Source organism: Glutamicibacter sp. PAEs-4, from assembly GCF_051161755.1.
In the GTDB taxonomy this organism is placed as follows: domain Bacteria; phylum Actinomycetota; class Actinomycetes; order Actinomycetales; family Micrococcaceae; genus Glutamicibacter; species Glutamicibacter nicotianae.
In genome coordinates, this window is record NZ_CP195017.1 from 3039324 (window position 1) to 3059198 (window position 19875).

A 19875-nucleotide genomic window follows, 5' to 3' on the forward strand; every position below is an offset into this window, starting at 1 on the left:
GAACCTCTCCACGCGCCGCTGGCCTCCGAGCAGGTGGCACCTGTGCGAAACTGGGCGTGTGGATGCACAGATTATTTACACCATCATCGCCGGACTGCTGCTGGTCGTCTCGGCGTTGGGCACTATTTTCCCGGTGCTGCCCGGGTCCTTGCTGACCATCGGCACGCTCCTGGCCTGGGGCTGGCTGCTGGGATCCGGCGCCTCCTGGTGGGCGGCCGGACTGGGCATGGCGATCGCCCTGCTGGGCTGGTCGGCCTCAGCAATCCTGACCGGCAAGAAGCTCAAGGAACATCAGATCCCCAAGGGATCCATTCTCTTCGCGGTCGTCGGTGCCATCGCCGGCGCGTTCATCATCCCGGTCGTCGGCATGTTCATCGGTTTCGCGGTGGGCCTGTTCGCTGGTGAAAGCGTGCGCCGCCGCGAGGTCTCCGGGGCGTTCGGCTCATCCTGGGCTGCGCTGAAGGCCATGGGCTTGGGCATCGTGGTGGAATTCGGCTGCGTGCTGCTGGCGTCTTCCATCTGGGTCATCGGCATGATCATGCACTTCGTGATGCGCTAGATCCAGCCCATCTCCCTGGCGTAGCGCGCGGCCTCGATGCGGTTGGCCGTGCTGGTCTTGCCGATCGCATTGGACAGGTGGTTGCGCACGGTGCCCACCGACAGGTGCACCGTCGAGGCGATCTGCGAGACCGGCGCACCGGACGCGGCCAAGGCCAGGATCTCGCGTTCGCGCCCGGTCAGCGGGTTGCTGCGGCTCTCCACGCTGAGCATCGCTCGCTGCGGATCCACCACCTTGTCCCCGCCATAGACCCTGCGGATGGCGGCAATCAGCTCGGCAGGCGGAGAATCCTTGACCAGGAAACCATGAGCTCCGGCTTCGAAAGCCTGGCGGAAGTACCCGGGACGGTCAAAGGTGGTCAGGATCAGCACCTTTACCTCGGGGTGGCTGTCCTTCAGTTCTGCCGCGGTGCTCAGCCCGTCCTGCCGCGGCATCTGCACATCAAGCAATGCAATATCGGCCCGATGCGCATCCAGCGCCGCGGCAACTTCGTCTCCGTCGGCGCATTGCGCAACGACCTCGATGTCCTCTTCGAGGTTCAGCAAGGCTGCCAGTGCGCCGCGCACCAGATGCTGGTCATCTGCAATGAGTATCCGGATCATCGGGCGTTCCCGTCTGCCGCAAAGACTACCTGCACACTGGTTCCGCCCAGCCGCGAGGCCCCCACCGTGCAACTGGCGCCGAACTGCTTGGCACGCTCCTGCATTCCGCGGATGCCGTGCCCGGGCGTGCTGGCCTGCAGCCCGTCGCCGTCATCTTCGATGCTGACGTGTCCGGGTTCCAGCTGCAGCACGATCCTGCTGGCGTGCGCATGGCGCAGCACATTGGTGACCGCTTCGCGCAGGATCCATGCCACATGCGAACGCAGCTGCATCGGGACCTGCTCGGCGGATCCGGCCACCGTGAATTCGAGGTTGTTGTCGTTGCAGGCCTGCCGCAGCTCAGCTAATTCCGCAGCCAGATCCTGGCGGCTAAGCCCCTGCACCGTGGTGCGCACCGAATCCAGCGCATCCACGGCCAAGGCGCTGAGCTGTTCCAGTTCGCCGCGGGCCTGGGCGTACTGCTCCTGGTCCAGCAGGCGCAGGGCCAGCTGCGCCTTCAGGTTCAATGCGGTGAGCGAATGGCCGATCCCATCATGCACGTCCCGGGCAACGCGTTCCTGTTCGGCGACCAGCAGGTAGTCGCTGCGCATCTTTTCGGCTTCGGTCGAGCGCCGGATGGCCGCCACGGTGATCGCATACACCACCATCAGCACGAGGTTCAGGCCGATCAGGAAGATCGCGTCCATGAACTGGCCGTAGATGATTGGCAACGCGAAGCTGAGCACCAGCACCGCCGAGTAGGCCGCGATGGCCCACCTCCTGCCCAGCAGGAAGATCGCGAAGGAGGTGATGAAAGGGAAAAGCCCCATGGTGGTCAACCCGACGACCGGGATGCCCAGCACAATAATCGCGCAGAGCACCAGGAAGTTCACGTGCGCCCGGCGAGCACTGGTTCCGCCCTGCCCGATCTTCGAGGAGAATTTCGAATAGGACTGCAAATACACGGCGGCGAAGAGGGCAATCAGCGCCAAGCCGATGATCCGGGTGGGCAGCGAATAGTCCTCGACGAGCAGGTCCAGCACCGGGAAGACCAGGAAGATCACCCAGACCCCGGCCACCAGCCAGCCTCGGCGATCCCAGAATTTCTGGTCTTCGTCGAGGCCGCAGAGCGGGTCGTCCACCGGCGCGGAGCCAGGCTGGCGTGGGCTCACTGGCGCGCCTTGGCCTTGCGGGTGGCGAAGACCGCGAAGAGAACGAAGATGAGTGCCCATGCCACTAGGTTAGCGGTTGGGATCCACAACGCATCCGGTGCCATATCGACCCCGGCAGGCATGTCCTTGAGCAATGGGTAGCGGGCCAGCGCGACGTAGCCATACATCGGGGTGAAGCGGGCCGCGTCGAGCATGCCTCCTTCCAGAGGCATGAACACGTTGCCGAAGAAGGCGAAGAACACCATCAGTCCCGAGGCCAGGCCCAGGGCCGATTCGGATTTGAACGCCATGCCCACCCCGATCCCGTAACAGGCGAAGATCATGGCACCGAGCAGGATGATCAGGTAGCTCGCGGCCCAGATCCAGCCTTCTTGCGCTTCGGCTCCGGTAGCGGCGCCGAGGGCGAAGACGAGCGCTGCCGAGGCGCCGGCAACGGTGGCCGCGACGATCATCTTGCTGCTGACGAACATGCTCGGCGGCATTTTTGTCAGCGAAATTTGCCGGCCCCACCCCTGCATGGTCTCGGTGGCCACGGTGCCAGCGATGGCCACGGTGCTGACTGCCGCTCCGTAGGCCGCCATGGAAATCATCAGATAGAACTTCACATTACCGGCTCCCAGCTCGAACTCGGTGTAGCTGGGGATGCTGCCGAACAGGATGTACATTGCCGCGGGCAGCAGGAGGGCAAAGATCAGGTTGTATCCATCGCGGAAGTGCCGCGCGAATTCCACGCGGATGTAGGTGCTCATCATGATGGGTCCTTGGTCAGTTGGATGAAAGCGTCCTCGAGGCTCGGCGAGGAAATTTCCAGGTCGTAGCCTTGGTACTCGGTCAGCAGGGCGGCTGCGAAGCTGTCGGAGTCGGAGCTGCGGAAGGCGAAGCGCAAGCCATTGCGTTCAGCCACCTGCACCGAATCGCTGGAGGCGGCGGCCCGTTCGGCATGCTCGGCCGAGGGGAAGGAAGCGCTGACGGTGCGTCCGGAGATGAGCTTGCGCAGATCCTCGGTGGCGCCGTCGGCGACGATGAGCCCGTGGTTCATCAGCACAGTGCGTTCTGCGAAGTTCTGCGCTTCTTCCAAATAGTGCGTGGCGAAGATGACGGTGCGTCCTTCGGTGGCTTCGACGCGCATTGCGGCCCAGAAATCCCGGCGAGCCATCACGTCCATCCCTGCAGTAGGCTCATCGAGGATCAGCACATCCGGATCCGGCAGCAACGCCAACGCGAACTTGATGCGCTGCTGCTCGCCGCCCGAGCATTTGCCCACGCGCCGCTTGGCGATCTTGTCCAGTCCGGTGCGTTCCATGACCTCACCAATGCGATCTGCCTGCTCATGCATGTGGGCGATGACCGACACCGTTTCCTTGACGGTCATGTCGCGCAGCAGCCCGCCGGTTTGCAGCACTGCCGAGACCCTGCCAGCCAACACCGCCTGGCGCGGGTCCAAGCCGAGGATCTGGGCCGATCCCTCGGTGGGCTGGGTCAACCCGAGGATCATGTCCACGGTTGTTGTCTTTCCGGCTCCGTTGGGCCCTAGGAAGGCCACGATCTGACCGGTCTGGATCTGCAGGTCGATGCCCTTGACGGCTTCGACCTTGCTGCGCGGCGTTGAGAAGGTTTTCTTCAAGCCGCTGAGCGAAACTGCATTGGTCTTTGTCAGCGTTTCCATGACTCCCAGTTTTCTCCGTTTGCCAGGCGGGCAGAAGAGCAGAAAGTCATGGGTTGCCCATGACCGTTGTCATGGACCGAAACCAGTTTCCCGACGCAACTATGCTGATCAATGCTTGGAAACCTGCTGTGAGCTTGGCAACTCGCCGCTGCGCGATGCGCCTTCGCCTCGTGATGCAGGCCCTGGGAAATGCCATGATCCACCGGGTCAACGAACAAATTGGAGATTTCCGCCCTTGTGGTCGGGTTATCCCCCATCAGACGTTACGGATTCCTCTCTGGGAAACTCACAGCGTATTCCCGTAGGATTTTTGCTGTGCTAGATCATTCTTCGTTTCTTTCGCTTGTGACCGATTATGCGGCCCCGACCATGGGCGCGGCATTCCTGCCCGACTGGCTGAACCCGGCCGTCTTCCTGAACAACCCTGCGCTTGGCCCATGGGTCCTGCTGCTGGTGTGCGCCATTGTCTTCGCTGAGACCGGCTTGCTGGTGGGATTCTTCCTGCCCGGCGATTCGATGCTCTTCACTGTTGGCATGCTCATCGCCACCGGCACCATCCACATCCCGCTGTGGCTCTTCTGCGCAGCGATCTTCGTCTGCGCTTTCGCCGGCGACCAGACCGGTTACATCATCGGCAAGAAAACTGGTCCTGCCATCTTCAAGAAGCCGGATTCCCGCTTCTTCTCGCAGCAGAACGTTGAACGCGCCCACGAATTCTTCGAGAAGTTCGGCGGCCGCGCGGTGATCCTTGCACGCTTCGTGCCAATCGTCCGCACCTTCGTCCCGGTGATCGCTGGCGTTGCGAAGATGAACCACAAGACCTTCGTCTTCTACAACCTGATCGGCGCTGCCCTGTGGGGCATCGGCGTCACCCTGCTGGGCTACTGGCTGGGACAGTTCACGTGGATCGAAGAGAACATCGACCTGATCTTCATCCTGATCGTCCTCATCTCGGTCATCCCCATCGGTGTCGAACTGCTCAAGGCCCGCAAGTCGAAGAGCAAGACCATCGAAGACTGATTTTCAAGCACTTCTCCGGCGGAATTGTCCGCCACCCCACTGTACGCCGCGGCGCATCAACCAATGTTCACAAGGTTGGGTTGTGCCGCGGCGTACTCCTTTGCAGACAAGATCCACCTCGTCTTCCAAGGCGTTGCTTGCCTCGCGCGTGATCGGGCGGATGGCATTGGCCAGCACTTCGCAATCGCAGTAACCGCCCAGCAGCTGCATCTTCCGTTCCACCGCGGTAGCCCGCGGGGCACTCTCGTCGCGATAGGCCAGCAGGAAGAGATGGGTCCCGTCGCATCCTTGGGCTCTCAGGGCCCGGTAGAGGAAGCAGGCAAGGCATTCATGGTCGACGGGTTCGAGTACCGCGGGCATGGGTGGCTCCTTAAAGCAGTTGAAGGCAGTAGTGTTTCGCTACTGCCTTCAACTGTCTGTGGTTCAAGCACCACGCACCGCGCCAAGCTCACCAGCTGTGGATATCTAGCTGCCTGCCAGGCTCTGGCGGAGGAATGCCGCTACGCGTTCCACTGCTTCTGTCACTCGTTCGTATCCTGCAGCGAACGACAAGCGGATGAACAGGTGCCCTTCGAACGGATCGAAGTCGCCTCCCGGGGTCAGCGCCACGTGCGCGTATTCCAAGACTGCTTGGCAGTACTGGCCCGCGGAACCGAAAAGCTCCAGGACTTCGGGGGCCAACCGGCCATAGAGGTAGAAGGCCCCATCGGCGGGTGCCGCCTCGCTGATCCCCAGGCTGCCCAGGTGCTCCAGCACGTGGGCCCGGGTGCGGGTGAACTCGGCCACACGCTCATTGGCCTCATCCAGGCTCCGCTGCTCGAAAGCGGCCACCACGGCACGCTGCGCAGGCGCCGGAGCGCACAGCGCCAGGTTCGAAGCCAGCGCGTCAACGGTGACCACCAGGTCATCGGGCACGATCATCCAGCCCAGGCGCCAACCGGTCATCCCCCAGTATTTGGAGAAGGAGGAGACCACGATGGAGGTACGGGAGAACTCCCACGAGGTGTGCCCCCTGCGGTCAGGGACGAACTCGATGCCGTGGTAGATTTCGTCGCTGATCAGCCGCACGCCGTTGGCTTCGCACCAGCTGGCCAGGTCCTTGAGCTCCTGGGCGCTGAACATGGTTCCGGTGGGATTATTCGGCGAGGCGATCACCAGACCATCCAGGCGGCCATGCTCCTTCTTGGCCGCTTCGAGCAGCTGCACGGTGGGCTGGAAACGCTGTGCCGCGCCGGTGGGCAGGTCCACCACTTCCAGTCCCAGGGCACCGAGGATATTGGCGTAGGCCGGGTAGCCGGGGCGGGCTAGCGCCACCACGTCTCCGGCATCGAAGGCCGCCAGGAACGAGAGCTGGAAGGCTCCGGAGGACCCGGTGGTCATCACGAAGTTCTTGGCCGGGATCTGCACCCCATAGGTATCGAAGTAGTGCCGGGACAGAGCCTGGCGGGTTTCGAGCAGGCCCGCGGTGGAGGTATACCCGAAGTCGGCGTGCCCGGCATGCAGCTGGGCGGCCAGCTCATTGACCGCCGCTGGCGCACCGCCGCCGGGTTCTCCGACGCACAAGGAGATCACGTCGTGCCCCGCGGCACGCATCGTGGCGACCTGGTCGACAATCTGCATCACTTCAAAGGGAGCTACCTTGGAACGCTGGGAAGCTTGCACTATTTGTCCTTCTTTCCGCAGGCATCGAAGAACCGCAGCATCCTCGCCGCGGCCTTCTGCGCTATCTGCTTCAAGGCTATCGGCTCCAGCGTGGCATTGTGCCCAAGGACAGCCGGTGAGCAGGCTCACTGCCCCGGTTCACCCTCCGTTTGCCTCCCGTCCACCGTTGGGGCATCCGCCCCGAGCATCCTCGAAGTATCCGCCTATTGCAGGCGACACCTCGCACAGGAGAACGAACCATGAACAAGCCACTCTCAGCCGCCCTGGCCGCCGCAGTATTGCTCCCCCTGGCCCTGGCGCCAACCGCCGGAGCGGCAGCCTCGCCTGCAACCGCGGCTTCCGCACTTCCCGCGGCAGTTGCCAAGGACCCCTCACCCGGGTTCCGCGTATTGCCATACCTGCAAGCTCCTTCTTCCACCTCGATGACCATCAACTGGATCAGCGAAACCGATGAGCCGGGCACCATCAGCATGAGCGGACCGGGCCTGGGCAAGTCCGGCCAGCAGAGCAGCGAGCCGGCATACCTGGATCTCATGGAATACACCCAGGCCGAGCTCGATGAGCAGATCGCTGGCTTGGAGCAGGGTTCGTGGCTGAAGTCGAATTCGAACTACAAGCACTCGGTGACCTTCGAAGATCTCAAGCCGGGAAAGACCTACAACTACACGGTGACCCAGTCCGGCGAAACGCACAGCGCCGCCTTCAATACGGCGCCCAAGGGCGAGGCCTGGAAGAACGTGCGCATCATCGCGTTCTCCGATTCCGAGACCGAGCCGCGCGGACGCACCGAGCACCGCGAATGGGAACTCTCCCCGGTCAACGGCTACACCGCGGATTCGCTGCAGCGCCCGGGCGCAGGATCTGCCTGGGACCAGAAGTTCGGCATGACCACCCGCTACGGCCAGCCGACCCTGCGCTACCCGCTGGACCAGTCCACCGCCTTCAACGAGAACCTCAAGCACATCCAGGCCGCCGATCCGGACCTGGTCATGATGGCCGGCGACCTCACCCAGGGTTCGGGCTACCAGCCGGCCTGGGATGAGTTCTTCGGCCATGTGGCCGGCGAGCATTCGGACCTGGCCTCCAATGTCCCGCTGCTTCCGGCGCTGGGCAACTGGGAAACCTATGCCGCGCTGAACGGCGGCTACGGCACGGATGCCGACCGCACCCCGGCGGTCATCTCGCGCAACCGCTTCCTGGATTACTTCTCGCTGCCGCGCGATCCGCAGCACCCCGAGTACAAGGGCTCCTACTACCGGGTGGATCACGGGCCGGTCACCGTGCTGACCTTGGATTCCACCAACGGCCGCCCGGACGAGAACACCCGGACCGGCCAGCTGACCGGGGAGAAGTTCTCGGGCGATGATACGAATATGGACGCGGCGAAGCTGTCCACCGATACCCAAGGCGAGTTCACCTTCGAGTCCTACGTCCAGGGCTTCAAGGAGCTGTTCCCCGGCTCCACCGATAAGGACGTGGACCTGCCCAATATGGATGCCGCCTCGGCGCAGTGGGAATGGGCCGAGAAGCAGCTGGCCGATGCCCGCGCCAAGGGCCAGATCGTGCTGGTCCAGTTCCACCACGCGGGCTATTCCAACGGCGTGCACGGCACCCCGCCCAACCATGAGCACCCGGATAACCAGTCGGGCACCGCAATGCGCGCCTACACCCCGATGTTCGAGGAGCACGGCGTGGCAGCGGTGATCTCCGGCCACGATGAGATGTTCGAGCGCTCCTGGGTGGATGAGGACGGCGACGGACGTGGCTTCCACTCCTATGACGTCGGCGTGGCAGCCGATGGCCTGCGCGGCGAGAAGCTGGTGAAGAATGCCGAAGGCGAGTACGAGCCGCTGCGCTTCAACTCGCATTCGCAGTGGTCGGCCCCCGCCGATGAGCCGGAAACCTGGGCCGAGGATGCCAACGGTGTTCCGCAGCTGGTCTCCGGCGGCTTGCACTATGGGCACCTGCAGATCGATGTGGCCAATACCGCGCAGGGCGCCGAGCTGACCTTGACCCCGGTGCACATCTTCCCGCAGCTGGATTCGCAGTACCGGCTGGAGAAGACCGAGCGGCGGGCCTATGACGATGTCGTGCGCTTCGCGGTCGGCAAGGACGGGGCGCCGCTGGCGAAGTAGCGCTGGCGGAGCAGGCGACTTGTCGCCATGGCTGCAGGTAGTGGACTATTGGAGAGAGCAAAGGCCACTGAGCGCAGCAGCGTAGAGAGCAGGACGAGACATGAGTGAACAGCGCGTTTTCAAGGCAGTAGTCGCCAAGGAAGCCGGCTGGTGGAACATCTGGGTTCCCGAATTGGATCATGTGACTTCCACCCGCAAGTCCCGCAAGGTCTCCCTCTACACCCGCTCCTTGATCGCAGCGGTGCTGGGCATCGAGGAATCCTCGTTCCGCGTCGAGCGCGAAATGGTTTCCGCTGGAGAATTCGAGCGCCGCTTCACCGAAGCCGTGCGCGCAACCAGCCCGCAGGAAAAGCTGTAGGCAGCACGCATCCACGGCAGAGGCCGTCGTGTCTCCAAGGGGCACGGCGGCCTCTGGCTATTTGCCCGTGGTGTCCAGTTCGCGTTCCTTGACCGGGTGGCGCGAAAGGATGGAAATCCGGTTGAAGGCATTCATGGCGATGGCGATCCATTGGATCGCGGCCACCTGCTCATCGCTCAGCACCAGCCGGGCCGAAGCCACCGCAGCTATGCGCTCTTCGGGGTTCGGAAGGCCAGTGGTAGCTTCGGCGATGGCCAATGCGGCGCATTCTTCTTCGGTGAATAGCCCTCCGCATTCATCCCAGGTGCGCAGCAGGGTGATCCGCTGCAGGCTCTCGCCGGCATCCAGCGCCTTGCGCGCATGAAGGTCCAGGCAGAAGGCGCAGCCATTGATCTGCGATACGCGCAAATTGACCAGCTCGGCGGTGCGGTCGCTGATCCCGGCGGCGCGATAGGACTTGGCGACATCTTTGGAGAATCTGCCAATCGAGTTCCAAAGCTCGGGATTGGTCTTGTCGAGGAACATCGGGTCTGAAACGGCCATAGTTGAACCATACATCCACGTGCAGCCCTCCTGCTTGAAGGCATCCGGGTAAAGAACCGTGGAGACCAGCGAAAGCTGGTCTCCACGAAGTTTGCTACTTGTCGCCGTCGGCGGCCAGCTGGCCGCAGGCGCCGTCGATTTCCTTGCCGCGGGTATCTCGCAGCGTGGTCGGCACGCCCAGCTCGTCCAGGCGGCGCACGAACTTGGACGTGATGTCAGGTTCGCTGCGGGTCCAGATGGAGCCCGGCACCGGGTTCAGCGGGATCGGGTTCACGTGTACCCAGCCACGACCACGGGCGTTGAGCTTCTTGGCCAGCATTTCCGCGCGCCACTCGTGGTCGTTCATGTCCTTGATCAGCGCGTATTCGATGGAGACGCGGCGTCCGGTCTTCACGTAGTAGTCGTAGGCGGCATCCAGCGCCTCGTCGACCTTCCAGCGCGAATTCACCGGGATCAGTTCGTCGCGCAGCTCGTCATCCGGGGCGTGCAGCGACAGGGCGAAGGTGACCTGGACGTTCTCGTCCGCCAGCTTGCGGATCGCCGGAACCAGGCCGACGGTGGAAACGGTAATGCCACGGGCGCTCATGCCCAGGCCTTCCGGGGCCTCGGCGACCATGCGGTGCACGGCGTTCATCACGCGCTTGTAGTTGGCCAGCGGTTCACCCATGCCCATGAACACGATGTTGCCCACGCGCTCATCAGGGTGCTGGCGTCCGCCCAGTCCGCCCTCGGCGATCACTCGGTTGGCCTGGACGATCTGGTCAAGGATTTCAGCAGTGGACATGTTGCGGGTCAAACCCGCCTGGCCGGTGGCGCAGAACGGGCAGTTCATGCCGCAGCCGCACTGCGAGGAAATGCACAGGGTGATGCGGCCCGGGTAGCGCATCAAGACCGACTCGACCAGCGAGCCGTCGAACAGGCGCCAGAGGAACTTGATGGTCTTGCCGTCATCGGTTTCCAGGCGCTTGACCTCGGTGAGCAGCTTCGGGAACATCGCCTCGGCGAGTTCCTCGCGGCCGTTCTTCGGCAGGTCGCTCATCTGTGCCGGGTCGGTGGTGTAGTGCTGGAAGTAGTGCACGGAGAGCTGCTTGGCGCGGAAGCCCGGCAGTCCCAGTTCCTTCAGCTTGGCCTGGCGTTCGGCCAGGGACAGGTCGGCAAGGTGCGTTGGCGGCTGGGAGACGCGGCGCTTGGTGGAGAACTGCAGCTCCGGACGGCCATCGGCACCCATCTCCTGCTTCCAACCTTCGGCGGTCGGCACGACCTGGGCACGGCCTTCGGCTTCGGCTCGGGACTTGGAGATGCGCAGCTGCTGGGCGCGCTGGGCCGCGGCCTGCTCGTTGCGCAGCGCCTTGCGTTCTTCAGCGGAAAGTGGAGTGGAATCGATGGAAGTCATTGCTACCTATTGTTTCATGTATCCGCGAGAGTTTGGCGGTGAGTTTGGGCACGCGCAAGCAGTGCCGCACCGCCAATCTACCGGCGGTACGGCACTGCTGCATACGGGTATTCAGTACTTGAAGGATTCCTTCAGGTGGCCAATGTTGCCCACGGCCCCGGCCAGGTCCATGTCCCCCAGCTGCCCGCTGGTGGCAGCTGCAGGGCGGCCCTTGCTCCAGTGGCGGAATCCTTCCTGGTGCTCGCGGGTAATCACCGCGTCACCGGTGCCAGCCATGAACGCCTCCAGCTGGTAGGTCTCGCCCCAGATCGGCTCGCCGTTTTCGTCTTCGCCCTGGTATGCCCTGACTGATCCGCTGGCCGAGCCGTTCTTCAGCTGCTTGTCGATATGCACTTCAAGCGCGTCACCGTACATTCCCACGATGTCCAGCGTCTCGCATCCGCTGTCCGGATCCCACGACGGCAGTTCGCCTGCCGGGCAGTCGAAGTTCACCACAGCTGCATCACCCGAACCAGTGGTGCGTGCGAAGAAGCTGATCAGGTGTGCATTGCCGGCAAAACCGTCAAGCTCGCCGACATGGGCCACCTCGCCCGAGAGCCAGATGCTGTCGGTCTTTTCCGGGGGCACCGCCGAAGCGGGGACAAGCGCAGTGGGCGCCAGAAGGGCGGTACTTGCGCCGCATAGCACGGCACTGGTCGTTTTCCTCATGATGGGTCCTTTCCGCTGCGCATGCCTCGCTGCATGCGCAAGTGAACCCGACCAGTGTGCAGTCACCCACCCCGTTAATTCAACAGATGGACATAAAAGTTATCTGAGCTCAATGCATGCTCGCAGGCAACAGATCCGGCCAGGCCGTCACGCTTCTGCCACGACCTGTGCTGTCCTCGCCACCGGGTATCGCACTGATTGATGCAATCACGCAACCAGCAACCGAAGCGTTGCCATTTCGTCATGCAACGGGAATAGTCCTCTGCCCGGGCGAAGTCATCGTGAAACTGCGCGCGACCTTCTGCTTCAACCAGCCGCTGGCAGCCAATGCTGAAATCGCCGTATCCCGCAGTGGGACGGACCAGCTCGGCAGGGCCCGCCCCAGCAGCATGTTGACCTGCGCACGCCGGGCAGCACTGCGGGCGGCCGCGAGCCGCAGATCATCCAGTGAACCAGCTGGTGCACCGGCAGCAATGAGGTCGGCTATTGCCTGCGCATCAGCCAGCCCCAAGCTCAGCCCCTGCCCGCCGATGGGGCTGATCTGGTGGGCCGCGTCCCCGAGCAGCACCACCCGCCCGTGGACCATCGAGGACACCATTCGGGTAGCAGTGCCGAAATAGCTGGTCATGGTGCAGGCCCCGGGGTCAAGCAGGTATCCGGTCCGGTCCATGATCATTTCGGTCAAGATTCCCGGCGAATCATTGTCCAGCTTCTGTTCGACGCGCACCACCCAGCGCCGCCATGCACCGGGCAACGGAAAGGATTCGACAATCCCCTGCTGGTGCAGGAACAGCGCCGCAGCATGCGCCAGTCCAGTGGTATCGGGAAAGTCACCCATCAGATACCTGTCACGATGGTTTGCTCCTGCAAAGTCCATCCCGAGATCCGTGCGGACTGCGGAGCGGACCCCGTCGGCACCGGCCAACCATCGGGCCCGGTAAGCGGTGCCGCCGGATAGGAACTCCACGGATTGCTCGGACTGTCCCAGCACCTTCTCAAAAGCGCATCCGGGCACCAGCGAACCCGGCGCCAATTGCTGCAGGCGCTCGCGCAGCAATTGCTCGGTGGACTGCTGCGGCAAGGACAGAACATAGGGGTATTGCCCGCCAATCGTGGCGAAATCCATCGCGGCGATGCTCCGCCCGCGCGAGATCCCCAGCCCGCCGCGGATCTGCACGCCGTGGCGCTGCGCGGCCTCCCCCACTCCGAGCTGATCCAGGACCTGTTGTGCCGGAGGGTGCAGGCCAAAGGCCCGCGAGTGGGCTGCCGGCACACTGCGCTGCTCGAAGACCCGGACGCTGCGCCCGTTTTGGGCGAGCAGGATGGCCAAGGCCAAGCCCACCGGTCCGGCGCCGATGATCGCGACGTCATCCACGGCCGCCAGCTTCCCAGAGCAGCAGGTTGCGGTACGGACGCTGAGTGCGCACTTCCCACCCTGCCCGGAGCAGTTGCTCCAGTTCTTCCGGCACGAAGCTGCGCCTGATGGAGGTCAGGCCGTCGCGGCGGATCAGCGAGCTGCCGGCCAAGGGCAGGGTCGCCAGGCCGAAGAGTCCCAGCGCCATCGGCGAGCGCCGGATATCGCTGTGCAACCCGAGACCGGTGCACAACTGCTCGGTGTCTTCCTGCAGCTGCTGCAGCTCATCCGGCAACAGGTGGTGCAGCAGGTGGTTGGAGAGCACCAGGTCGTACCGCTCGCCGGCGGCCGCCAGCCGGGTGCTGGTGGTTTCATGGAATTCCAGCACCCCGCCAGGCAGCTTGCTGCGGTGCAACGCTTGCCGGGCGTATCCGATGGCCCGCGGATCCGGGTCGATGCCGTGCACTGCGACTTCGAATCCGTCGGCGAGCGCCCACCGGGCCAGATTCGCCGCGATATCCCCGCCGCCGCAGCCCACATCCAGGATTTTGGCCCGTGCCCGCTGCACCAGCAACGGGCGGATGCATTCCAGATAGTTGCTCCGCCAGCCCGCCACGACCCGGTTCACCAAGGGGAATTGGGCGTAGGTGCGGTGCAGCAGCACCGGGTCGCAATCCGGCCTGTCCATTTCCTCGATGGCTGCCGTATCCCGCTCCAGCCGGAGCATCATTCTCTCCTGGATACGGTGAACAGCCCGGTTTCAACGGTCAGCCCCGGGCCGAAAGCCATGGAGCAGACTCGATCCCCGCTGTCCGCTGCCGCGGAATCCAGGATTTCCTTGAGCACGAAAAGCACCGTGGCGCTGGACATGTTTCCATAGCGATCCAGGATCGCGCGGGCCGGCTGAAGCTGCCGATCATCCAGGCCCAGCCGGTTTTGCACCCGGTCCAAAATGGCCCGGCCGCCGGGATGCAGTCCCCAGTGCTGGATCTTCTCAACCGAGAGTTCCGAGTCGGTGTCCTTGTCCAGGAGCGGTTGCAATGCCGCGGTGATGTGCTCGTCGATGATGTGCGGGACGTAGGTGCCCAGCACCATCTCGAATCCGTGATCACCGATATTCCACGCCATCGCTTCTTCGCCTACCGGGGTGAGCACGGTCTCGAAGCCGTCCATCAGCAGCGGCCCGCTGCCCTTTGCCGAAACGATCACCGCGGCCGCCCCGTCGGCGAAGATAGCCGAGCCCATGATGGTGTCCGGGTCATTCGAGCTGTGCACATGCAAGGTGCACAGCTCTGCGCAGACCACCAGCACCGTGGCGTCCGGGTCGGCCAGGCAGAAGTCGCGGGCCGCGCGCAATGCGGGGAAGGCGGCATAGCAGCCCATGAATCCCAGGTGATGGCGTACGGTGTTCGGGGCAAGCCCCAGCGCCCGCACGATCTGGTAGTCCGGGCCGGGGTTGTAGAACCCGGTGCAGGAGACGGTGATGACGTGGGTGATGTCTTCCGGCGCCAAGTCCTCGCAGGCATCCAGCGCCTTCTTCGCGGTCTCCGTGAAGAGCGTGCCTGCCTGCTTGGCGTACACGTTGTTGCGCTCCGCGGTGCTCGGGGAGAGCAGGAGTCCGGCGGCCCGGTCATAGAACATCGGCTGTTCCGGCTGGGGCAGGGTGAGGTCGAATTCGTCGACGCAGCTGTATCTGGTGCTGATCGCTGCGGAGTTGAAGGAAGTGGCGATGAGCCGTTCGCCCAGCCGGCTCAGATTCGGCTGGCTGGCGAAGACATCACGGATTTCGTCCTGGGCAAGTTGCGTCGCGGGCACTGCGGTCTGGATCGTGCGGATCTTCACTGGCATGCCCCGAGCCTAGGGCCATTGCCAGCGATGGTAAACAGCTTCGGCGAATTGCCAGCATTCACCCGATGATCCGTTGCCCTCCGCGCGTGGATTATCTATCCTCGGCGAAGAATATGATTATTGTTATTAACGTCAGATTTAATCGATCGCGCAGGAAGAGGCCCCGTGGCAAAGGCATCAGTTCATTCCTTGGAGGGTATCCGCCGGACCATCCTTGATGGCTTCTGGTCCCCCGGAGATCGCCTGCAGCCGACCGCATTAGCAGTGCAGTTCGAAACCAGCACGACGGTGATCCGCGAATCGCTGACCCGGCTGGCTGGTGAAAATCTGGTGGTCATCCGCCCGAACCGCGGCTTCTTCGTACCTGAGCTTGATGTGCGCGAACTGGCAGATATCACCGAGCTGCGTTGCTCCACCGAAGCGCTGGCCGCCCGCCTGGCAGTGGAACGCGGAGATGTCGCATGGGAATCCAAGGTGATTGCGGCCCATCACAAGCTCTCGCGCACCCCACGCCGCTTGCCGGAGGAACCTGGCACTCTCAACCCTGCGTGGTCCGAAGCGCACCGCGAATTCCACCATGCTCTGCTGGTGCCTTGCGATTGCCAGCCGATGCTCAAGCTATCCGTCGACCTGGCGAACTTCACCGAGCTCTACCGGCGCTGGGCCGCCCCGTCGAAGGCGGCAGGCAAGCGCAACGTCGAGAAGGAGCACCAGGAAATCCTGGATGCCGCTATGGCTCGTGATGCCGACCTGCTCGGAGAACTGCTCGGAAACCATTACCGTTCCACCGTCCAAGTGGTCATTGATGCTGGGTTGAGCACCCTGCGCTGACCCCTTTGGCACGCCGTTGGTGGCGCGCGCAGTTCGGCTATTTCTTGCCTGGCGCAGGCGGAATGACGCGCTCGCTGACAATCGCGGCGTTCATCGCCGCCACTGCTCGCTGCGCCGAATCCGCTGCCGGTGAATCCTGCGCGAGTTCCGCTATCCGGGACTGCGCTTGGGCCGAAGTCATGGGCGCGAGCTCTTCCTCCAGCACAGGGTGCACCAGGCCTACGGCCTGAAGGATCGCGAGCACGGTGGTATCGCTGGTTCCCGGGATTTTCTGCCCGTGAAGGGCACCGTGCAGGTCGGTTCTGATCTGGCGCTGGATCTGCTGGTTGATGATGCGCACCCGCTGCTTTCCCAAGCCCAGCATCGTGCGTTCGCCGTATTCGATAATTCCGCCCTTGGCCAGGGAATCGGTCAGCAACCGGACATCGCACAGGGAATTGATCTTCACTGCGTCATCCAGGCTCAGGCTGCCCCGCCTTTCCAGCTGCTCCAATGGCGCGGCAAGCACTGGATCCGGGCAGGGGCCGGCACCGATGAGCTGGATCTGCCGCTGCTCATCCTCGCTGAGCGCCACACGCCCGGCAATCATCAGGTCGGTGATGATGGCGGCGTTCATGCCGTATCCCGTAGCTGATACAACTGCTTCTGGTTTCTCGGAGTCATCGGCCATGAGCAAGTAGAGCTTTTCTGCGATCAACATGTTCTCAGGCTACCGGCCCGCACTGGAGGAGATCTTCAGCCTTGCGACGGATATTCAGGTTCAGTCGCCCTTGGCCGTGGGCTTCTTCTTGGCCTTGGCCAGTTCGGATGGCGAATGGGTGGTCCGGGGTTCGGAGCGATCCTGCGTCATGGCCGAGGTGGTGCGGATGAAGACCGAGATCCAGCTGAACATGATGGCCACCACCGACAGCTCGAAACCGGTCAGGTTGTAATAGGACCATTTGGTCCACAGCTGGAAGGCGCCCCAGATCGCGCCGATAGCCGCATAGGACAGCAGATGGAACACCACCGGGTAGCCCGGCAGCAGGACGATAGTGCCCAGCAGCAGGAAGATCATGGCCACCGAGACCATCTGCACGAAGGCCGAATGCACCTCCATGGCCACGTCGAAGGGGACCAAGCCGATGCCGATAATGCCCATGGAGACAAGCAGCAGGCACCAGCGCACCAGCTTCGGACGAGGACGCACCATGCGTGCAATCTTGTAGCGTTCCAACGCCGGGCGGCAACGGTAGGTCTGTGCCAGGCGGACCAGGTCGCGGGTCAGGAACTCGGTGAAGGCAGCGAGCACCAAGCCGGAAATCACCAGGGTGAGATTGAAAGTCCAGAAGGACCCCATGCCGGCTTGCGTGGTCCCCAGCGACGAGAACATGCTCCGCCACCAGTTCTGGTCTTCGGCCAGCAGCATGCTGATCAGCACACCGGCGCACATGAAGATCCCCAGCACCACTGACAGGGACTCCGCATTGATCCGCGCGGTGGCCTCCAGGGACAGGTAGGCGCTGATGCCCGTGGCTACGCTGACTGCCAGCGCCCCTGCGAGCACGTCCAGATGCAGCCCGTAGAAAGCCTGCTGGAGCAGGTGGAACACGACCAGCATGATCATGATGGTGCTGGCTACGTGCACCAAGACGAGGCCAAGGGCAGTAACCATCTGGCGCCATGCGGGAATCCTCTTCAGCCACGTCTCGCGGGCCCGGAGCATGGCGCGGAACGCATAGGCGCTGCTGGTTCCGGCCGAGACGGCACCGCAGACGGCTGAAACAATGCCTACCGACAGATCGCCAAAGAGCGGCGGACGTTCACCGGCGAAGATGATGAGCCCGACAACCAGCCCGAAGAGGGAACAGATCAGGCCGGCCCATAGGGCACGGCGCTCGATGTCCAGTTCGGTGACTCGCTTGCTGAGAGTGACATCGGGATATTGGGAATGCACGTAGTACATTCTCTCATTTTCATTGAAGAACGTCGGTAGTCGTTGCTGTTGCTTTCCGGGAGCAGGGGCGCGCTGCTGAAGTTCAAGAGGTGGATGGCACTCAAGACACCTGTCAATAGGTCAGCGAATAATGTATATTCATCATATGCTGACCATTTCGAGTCGTGTGGAAGTGATGAATAGGCTCGGGCGCGCTCTAGCCGATCCAACCCGATCACGAATACTTTTGTCCCTGTTGGAAGAACCCGGATATCCCGCCCAGCTGGCACGGAATCTTGAGTTGTCGCGGACGAATGTCTCCAACCATCTTGCTTGCCTGCGCGGGTGCGGAATCGTTATTTCGGAACAGGAAGGACGACAGACTCGCTACGAAATCAGCGACCCGCATATAGCTGCAGCGCTGTTGGCATTAGTGGAAGTGACGCTAGCGGTCGATGAGAATGTCCCGTGCATGGATTCGACCTGCACCGTTCCAGGTTGTTGCAATCCAAAGGAAGTCTCATGAATCTGGCATTGGCAACCCCCGCGCGCGCAGCAATCCTCAAACGACGAATCCGGCTGATTGTCGCCATCACTATCACCTGGAACATCATTGAAGCTGTTATCGCGTTGATCGCTGGTGGAGCCGCATCGTCAGCCGCCTTGGTGGGCTTCGGTCTGGATTCCATAGTTGAAGTGCTCTCCGCTGCGGCCGTCGCCTGGCAATTCGCTGCGCCCGATCCAGCGCGACGTGAAAAAACTGCCTTGCGGATCATAGCTATTTCGTTCTTCGCATTGGCCACATATGTTTCCGTAGATGCCGTACTGTCGTTGACAGGTGTTCGCGAAGCGGAGCATTCCACGGTAGGTATCGTCCTGGCCGCGTTGAGCCTGGCGGTCATGCCGTTTTTGAGCTTGATTGAACGCAGAACCGGACGTGAGCTTGGTTCAGCCTCGGCGGTGGCCGATTCGAAGCAAACACTAATTTGCTCCTACCTTTCAGCGGCCCTGCTTGCCGGGTTGCTGCTCAATAGCATGCTGGGGTGGGCATGGGCCGATTCAGCTGCGGCATTGATTATCGCCGTAGTCGCAGTACGCGAGGGCATTGAAGCATGGCGCGGAGACGCCTGCTGCGCCACCCCCATCAGCGCGCTGACCGGTGAACGGGTTAAAGCAAAATGCACTGACGGCTGCTGCTCCTAGCCGCCACGGGTGAAGAGGACAACCAGCAGATTCGTGTGCCCTTGCGGCGCAGCCGAACTCCGCGGAACAGGTCCTTGCACTAGTTCGAGGACAACGCGAGCAAGCCGCTGACCATCAGGCTCACCGCACCGCTGAAGGCAATCAGCACCACGAAGGCGCGGCTGAACTTCTGCGGAATCCTCGGGGCCAGAAAATTGCCCAGCACGATGCCCATCACCATCGCGCCGAAGCAGGCACCCCATTGCTGCCAATGCAGCTGCGGCATGCCGCCCTTGGCGATCAGCGAAGTCAAGGACAGCACCAGGAAATAGAGCTGCACGGAGATGGCGAATTGGGCTTGCGGCCAGCGGCTGGCTACCGCATATCCGGCAATGGCTGGACCGGAGACCCCGGCAGTCACGGACATGAATCCGGAGACAGCCCCTGCGCCAATCGCCAATCCCCTGCTTTGGGCCATGGCGAGGTTCCGGATCATGAAGCTGGAGCACAGTGCGAGGATCACCATGAAGGAAATGCCGATGTTCAGCCATGGCCCATCCAGCGAGTTCGCCACCCACGCCCCGGGAATGGTCATGAGCATGGCGGGGATGAGCATGAAAGCGACTTTCCGGTATTCGACTTGCCGAAAGACCTGCGCAAAGATCAGCAGGCTGCTGCAGGCGCCGAGCAAGTTGACCAGCATGACACCTTCGTGCGGCCCCAGCACCATCACCAGGAAGGGCGAGGAAACCAGTGCGAATCCCATGCCGGAAATACGCTGTGTGGAGGCACCCACGAAGACTGCGGCCGCCAAGCCAATGATCGCCGCTAATTGCACGCCCTGCTCCACGCTGCCTCCGCTATCCCTCGTCGCTGTCCACTATTACGTTAGTCCACGGCCAATGAGTCATTTGAATGGAGCACGCTTCAGCTGGAGTTCTAGGCTGT

22 protein-coding genes are annotated in these 19875 nt (G+C 62.8%); 7 read left to right on the forward strand and 15 right to left on the reverse strand.

Features of this window, described 5'->3' with window-relative positions; all coding sequences use genetic code 11:
* Positions 1–58 precede the first annotated feature (58 nt).
* Positions 59–559 carry a DUF456 domain-containing protein gene (locus tag ACR9WD_RS14300; RefSeq protein ID WP_073706882.1) on the forward strand — a complete coding sequence of 167 codons (501 nt, stop codon included), beginning with the start codon at positions 59–61 and terminating at the stop codon, positions 557–559.
* Here ACR9WD_RS14300 and ACR9WD_RS14305 read toward each other — a convergent pair.
* Genes ACR9WD_RS14305 through ACR9WD_RS14320 form a run of 4 tightly spaced genes read right to left on the reverse strand, consistent with a single transcriptional unit; the run spans position 556 to position 3978 of the window.
* On the reverse strand, positions 556–1161 hold the full coding sequence (locus tag ACR9WD_RS14305; protein WP_073706883.1) for a response regulator transcription factor: 606 nt from the start codon (positions 1159–1161) through the stop codon (positions 556–558). The genes ACR9WD_RS14300 and ACR9WD_RS14305 overlap by 4 nt on opposite strands.
* Complete coding sequence (locus ACR9WD_RS14310; protein WP_434922284.1) at positions 1158–2312, reverse strand: sensor histidine kinase; 1155 nt, start codon at positions 2310–2312, stop codon at positions 1158–1160. Before ACR9WD_RS14310 ends, ACR9WD_RS14305 begins: the two co-directional genes overlap by 4 nt.
* Complete coding sequence (locus tag ACR9WD_RS14315; RefSeq protein WP_038993179.1) at positions 2309–3064, reverse strand: ABC transporter; 756 nt, start codon at positions 3062–3064, stop codon at positions 2309–2311. The genes ACR9WD_RS14310 and ACR9WD_RS14315 overlap by 4 nt, the downstream gene beginning before the upstream one ends.
* Complete coding sequence (locus ACR9WD_RS14320; RefSeq protein WP_128469341.1) at positions 3061–3978, reverse strand: ABC transporter ATP-binding protein; 918 nt, start codon at positions 3976–3978, stop codon at positions 3061–3063. The genes ACR9WD_RS14315 and ACR9WD_RS14320 overlap by 4 nt, the downstream gene beginning before the upstream one ends.
* 345 nt (positions 3979–4323) lie before the next feature.
* On the opposite strand from ACR9WD_RS14320, the gene ACR9WD_RS14325 reads away from it, so the two are divergent.
* On the forward strand, positions 4324–4998 hold the full coding sequence (locus ACR9WD_RS14325) for a DedA family protein (RefSeq protein ID WP_434922285.1): 675 nt from the start codon (positions 4324–4326) through the stop codon (positions 4996–4998).
* A gap of 3 nt (positions 4999–5001) precedes the next feature.
* On the opposite strand, the gene ACR9WD_RS14330 is transcribed toward ACR9WD_RS14325, so the two are convergent.
* Entirely contained in the window at positions 5002–5358 is a 357-nt protein-coding gene (locus ACR9WD_RS14330) for a DUF2695 domain-containing protein (protein ID WP_066141960.1), read from the reverse strand.
* A gap of 105 nt (positions 5359–5463) precedes the next feature.
* A complete protein-coding gene (locus ACR9WD_RS14335; protein ID WP_434922286.1) occupies positions 5464–6660 on the reverse strand; it encodes a pyridoxal phosphate-dependent aminotransferase in 1197 nt (398 codons plus the stop codon).
* Between the two features lie 239 nt (positions 6661–6899).
* Between ACR9WD_RS14335 and ACR9WD_RS14340 the strand changes: the two genes are divergently transcribed.
* Together ACR9WD_RS14340 and ACR9WD_RS14345 are read left to right on the forward strand one after the other, a co-directional pair.
* Entirely contained in the window at positions 6900–8795 is a 1896-nt protein-coding gene (locus ACR9WD_RS14340) for a metallophosphoesterase (RefSeq protein WP_434922287.1), read from the forward strand.
* 100 nt (positions 8796–8895) lie between these two features.
* Positions 8896–9153, forward strand: coding sequence for a hypothetical protein (locus tag ACR9WD_RS14345; RefSeq protein ID WP_434922288.1), 258 nt, complete (start codon positions 8896–8898; stop codon positions 9151–9153).
* A gap of 57 nt (positions 9154–9210) precedes the next feature.
* On the opposite strand, the gene ACR9WD_RS14350 is transcribed toward ACR9WD_RS14345, so the two are convergent.
* The 6 genes from ACR9WD_RS14350 to ACR9WD_RS14375 all read right to left on the reverse strand — a co-directional run bounded on the left by ACR9WD_RS14350 (position 9211) and on the right by ACR9WD_RS14375 (position 14999).
* Positions 9211–9696 carry a carboxymuconolactone decarboxylase family protein gene (locus ACR9WD_RS14350; RefSeq protein ID WP_038993136.1) on the reverse strand — a complete coding sequence of 162 codons (486 nt, stop codon included), beginning with the start codon at positions 9694–9696 and terminating at the stop codon, positions 9211–9213.
* Positions 9697–9790: 94 nt separating this feature from the next.
* The gene (gene rlmN / locus ACR9WD_RS14355; protein ID WP_073706892.1) at positions 9791–11089 is read right to left on the reverse strand and encodes a 23S rRNA (adenine(2503)-C(2))-methyltransferase RlmN; all 1299 of its coding nucleotides are present in this window, start codon (positions 11087–11089) and stop codon (positions 9791–9793) included.
* Positions 11090–11200: 111 nt separating this feature from the next.
* Positions 11201–11797 carry a hypothetical protein gene (locus ACR9WD_RS14360; protein ID WP_434922289.1) on the reverse strand — a complete coding sequence of 199 codons (597 nt, stop codon included), beginning with the start codon at positions 11795–11797 and terminating at the stop codon, positions 11201–11203.
* 241 nt (positions 11798–12038) lie between these two features.
* Entirely contained in the window at positions 12039–13172 is a 1134-nt protein-coding gene (locus tag ACR9WD_RS14365) for an FAD-dependent oxidoreductase (RefSeq protein ID WP_434922290.1), read from the reverse strand.
* The gene (locus ACR9WD_RS14370) at positions 13165–13881 is read right to left on the reverse strand and encodes a methyltransferase domain-containing protein (protein ID WP_317628467.1); all 717 of its coding nucleotides are present in this window, start codon (positions 13879–13881) and stop codon (positions 13165–13167) included. The genes ACR9WD_RS14365 and ACR9WD_RS14370 overlap by 8 nt, the downstream gene beginning before the upstream one ends.
* On the reverse strand, positions 13878–14999 hold the full coding sequence (locus tag ACR9WD_RS14375; protein ID WP_434922291.1) for a type III polyketide synthase: 1122 nt from the start codon (positions 14997–14999) through the stop codon (positions 13878–13880). The genes ACR9WD_RS14370 and ACR9WD_RS14375 overlap by 4 nt, the downstream gene beginning before the upstream one ends.
* 165 nt (positions 15000–15164) lie before the next feature.
* Between ACR9WD_RS14375 and ACR9WD_RS14380 the strand changes: the two genes are divergently transcribed.
* Positions 15165–15830, forward strand: coding sequence for a GntR family transcriptional regulator (locus ACR9WD_RS14380; RefSeq protein ID WP_190264047.1), 666 nt, complete (start codon positions 15165–15167; stop codon positions 15828–15830).
* Between the two features lie 37 nt (positions 15831–15867).
* Here the strand turns inward: ACR9WD_RS14380 and ACR9WD_RS14385 are convergent, their stop codons facing one another.
* Entirely contained in the window at positions 15868–16530 is a 663-nt protein-coding gene (locus ACR9WD_RS14385; protein ID WP_190264048.1) for a GOLPH3/VPS74 family protein, read from the reverse strand.
* 60 nt (positions 16531–16590) lie between these two features.
* Positions 16591–17766: a hypothetical protein gene (locus ACR9WD_RS14390; protein ID WP_149597405.1), complete on the reverse strand. Its 1176-nt coding sequence runs from the start codon at positions 17764–17766 to the stop codon at positions 16591–16593.
* Between the two features lie 145 nt (positions 17767–17911).
* On the opposite strand from ACR9WD_RS14390, the gene cmtR reads away from it, so the two are divergent.
* Positions 17912–18271 carry a Cd(II)/Pb(II)-sensing metalloregulatory transcriptional regulator CmtR gene (cmtR, locus tag ACR9WD_RS14395; protein WP_073707232.1) on the forward strand — a complete coding sequence of 120 codons (360 nt, stop codon included), beginning with the start codon at positions 17912–17914 and terminating at the stop codon, positions 18269–18271.
* A complete protein-coding gene (locus ACR9WD_RS14400) occupies positions 18268–18948 on the forward strand; it encodes a cation transporter (RefSeq protein ID WP_434922292.1) in 681 nt (226 codons plus the stop codon). The genes cmtR and ACR9WD_RS14400 overlap by 4 nt, the downstream gene beginning before the upstream one ends.
* Before the next feature lie 79 nt (positions 18949–19027).
* Here ACR9WD_RS14400 and ACR9WD_RS14405 read toward each other — a convergent pair whose 3' ends face one another.
* Complete coding sequence (locus ACR9WD_RS14405; RefSeq protein ID WP_434922293.1) at positions 19028–19765, reverse strand: sulfite exporter TauE/SafE family protein; 738 nt, start codon at positions 19763–19765, stop codon at positions 19028–19030.
* Between the last annotated feature and the right edge of the window lie 110 nt (positions 19766–19875).